Here is a 2,585-nt window from a genome sequence, read left to right as displayed (position 1 = left end):
GACGCAAGCGCGGTCGGAACCAGTTCAGGGTCCGTCAGCGCAGCCAGATCTGCGAAGAATACCGCGTCGTGGAATCCATCGACCAGCGCATGGGCGACCGAGATCGCCACGGTGGTTTTGCCGACACCGCCGGGACCGACGATGCTGACGAAGCGCGACATCTGAAGTCGCTGCGCCAACGATCGAACAGCGTCGTCTCGACCGACCATCCGCGTTAGCCGCGGCGGCAGCCTTCGAACCCGTTCTGCGGGGCTCATCCCGCTGACCGGAGCCGGTTGCCCAGCGCTCGAGCGCGTCACCGGCGCGACAAGACAATAGCCACGACCGGAAACATTGGATATGTAGTGGGTGCCCTCTCGTCCGTCGCCAAGTGCCTTCCGAATCGCCGCGATTTGACTGCGGAGATTGACGTTCTCGACAGTGACACCCGGCCACACGGTCGAGATTAGCTCCTGGTGAGGGACGACTTCTCCGGCGCGCTCCGCGAGCGCGATCAGGATGTCGAGCGCGCGGCCGCCGAGCTGTATCGGCTCGTCAGCCTTCTTGAGCACCCTCTCTGCCGCAAACAGGCTGAACGGATCAAAAACAAACACATCCTTGGGAGGCGAGCTGCGGCGATCATTCATGCGCATCGTCCGCCCTAGCGTCAGCACTGAATCGGCGGCGCGATCTATCTTTCTTGCTTGGAACCGTAAGCCGTTCGACGAAGCCGGCAATCTTGATTCGAACAATCAAGTCGCGCTCAATGGCAATGTTTGGTGGATTTCCGCCGAGGGGGGGGCGGAAAGTTACAAGACCGGCGGCGTCCAACAAATTCAGCATCTTAGTCGTTTCCCCGAAGGTCAGGATTAACGTCTGCCCAACTGCAGACGGCGACAACTTTCTGGTTTGCAGATGGTGGTCCTCCGGCGATCCGAATCCAGCCGTACGCGCCAAACAATTCACCAAGGGAGGACTTCGCCGTGACGATCGGTGAAACGAAGCCCTGGGATCCCGGCATTGCGCTCGACCATCTCGACGACCAGCGGAATGCTATCGGAAATCTCCAGAGCAGCTTCTTCGCCGCCCATTTCTGTCCGCACCCAGCCTGGGGCGACCAGTAGGAGAGCCCGCGGATCGTCCGGGTGCCGTTCGGAGAAGGCTTTCATCAGCATGTTCAGCGCAGCCTTGCTCGAACTATATAGTTCCCAGAAGCCGACGCTGTTGCCGATACTGCCGATCTCGGACGACATGGCCGCGATCACGCCGTCTTCGGCGACCAGGTTCTGGAAGGCTTCGATCACGCGCATCGGGCTCAGCGCGTTGGTCAACATCATGTCGAGAAAATCCCGGTCACTCACTGCGAGCGGCGTCAATTCGTGCGCTTTGCAGATGCCGGCGTTGACGAACAGCGTGTTCAGCTTGCGGCTGGCGAGCCGCTCCCTCAGTGCCTTTACCGAGGCAAGGTCCACGATATCGACGTTCTCGATTTCAAGTGCTGCGGGATAACGTTCGCGCAACGCGTCCAGACCGGCGGACTTACCCCGCGCGGTGGCGATCACGTTCCAGTTCCGGGCGCAGTATTCCTGCGCCATGGCCAAACCGAGGCCGCGGGACGCACCTATAATAGCGATGGTTTTCTTGGCAGCCATTTTGTGTCTCCCGTCAGATCATGACTTCGCGCGTCAGAAGCGAAAGAAATCGAGTCGGATATCGGCGTCGGCTCCCGCCAACCAGCCGAATTTCTACTGCGCCTTTTCGTGTTCGCTCATGCCCGCGGATTTATAGTCATACGTCGGGTAGAATTCGGTGCGGTATGCCCCCCAGGCGGTATCCTCGAGCACTCTGTTGACTTCACGGATCCGGCTCGCTGGAAATCGCAGCGTGACGATCTGGCCGATACCCATGACGACATTCCAACTGACCACCTCGACGCCGGGCGGCGGGAATTGCTTGTAGAAACCCTGCCTCGCCAGTTGAGCGTTCAACTCCGAGAGCGGCCGGGATTGATCGTGTCGAAGGAAGATGGTCAGAAGAACCGCATTCTCCGGCGTGGCCGTCGCACTACCGGCCTGTGGTGCCGAAACGCCCTGAGCACATGCCGTCCGGCTTAGGCAACCGGCGATGGCGGCAACGATCGTGATGCATACCAATGTGCGTCTCATTCTTTTCTCCTTTCGAACCGATGAAATCGGAAGCCGGGACCCTTGGAAGGGGTCAGGGAAAACTCCCTGACCCGGTGACCGTGCGCGTCGGAAGAATACTCCTCTCCTCGCGAGCGGCCTTTCTTTGGGTTCCGAGCCTCTCTCACGTGATTACTTGATCGCCTGGGGATTGATTGGAGAACCGGCGCCGCCAGGGAGGTGCAGTGGGGGCGCCGTGAAGAAGAACTCATAGACGCGGTCGGCGGCACAGTCCTCGGCGAGCTCCTTCAGATAGAAGATCTCACCCATCGAGATGCCGATCGACGGGATCACCACCCAGTGCCAGGGCTGGTTCGCCTCGCTGGTCTCGTTGGGTCTGACTTCGCAACCCCAAGTATCGCTGCAGATCGCCGCGATGTCCTTGTCCTTCAGCCAGAAACAAGTTTCGAACGCAAAACCCGG

The 2,585-nt window shown here is 60.0% G+C and carries 5 protein-coding genes; 1 reads left to right on the top strand and 4 read right to left on the bottom strand.

Annotated features, from left to right (window positions below; genetic code table 11):
• Window positions 1–626 (bottom strand): winged helix-turn-helix domain-containing protein (locus ABSE61_RS36910; protein WP_423876075.1); only part of this gene is annotated, 626 nt, incomplete at its 3' end.
• On the opposite strand from ABSE61_RS36910, the gene ABSE61_RS36905 reads away from it, so the two are divergent.
• Window positions 625–852, top strand: a complete 228-nt coding sequence (locus tag ABSE61_RS36905) for a hypothetical protein (RefSeq protein WP_423876074.1) — start codon at window positions 625–627, stop codon at window positions 850–852. The two genes, ABSE61_RS36910 and ABSE61_RS36905, sit on opposite strands and share 2 nt — an antisense overlap.
• A gap of 89 nt (window positions 853–941) precedes the next feature.
• On the opposite strand, the gene ABSE61_RS36900 is transcribed toward ABSE61_RS36905, so the two are convergent.
• The 3 genes from ABSE61_RS36900 to ABSE61_RS36890 form a co-directional block, all read right to left on the bottom strand.
• The gene (locus ABSE61_RS36900) at window positions 942–1,631 is read right to left on the bottom strand and encodes an SDR family NAD(P)-dependent oxidoreductase (protein WP_423876073.1); all 690 of its coding nucleotides are present in this window, start codon (window positions 1,629–1,631) and stop codon (window positions 942–944) included.
• 93 nt (window positions 1,632–1,724) lie between these two features.
• Window positions 1,725–2,144, bottom strand: coding sequence for a hypothetical protein (locus ABSE61_RS36895; RefSeq protein ID WP_423876072.1), 420 nt, complete (start codon window positions 2,142–2,144; stop codon window positions 1,725–1,727).
• Between the two features lie 150 nt (window positions 2,145–2,294).
• Window positions 2,295–2,585, bottom strand: a 291-nt coding sequence (locus ABSE61_RS36890) for a cyclase family protein (protein ID WP_490338391.1), incomplete at its 5' end; no start/stop codon positions are given.

The sequence above is a fragment of the Bradyrhizobium sp. genome (assembly GCF_049519115.1).
Taxonomy (GTDB): domain Bacteria; phylum Pseudomonadota; class Alphaproteobacteria; order Rhizobiales; family Xanthobacteraceae; genus Bradyrhizobium.
Note: the sequence above shows the minus strand (reverse complement) of the source record. Positions and strands in the feature narration are given on the sequence as shown.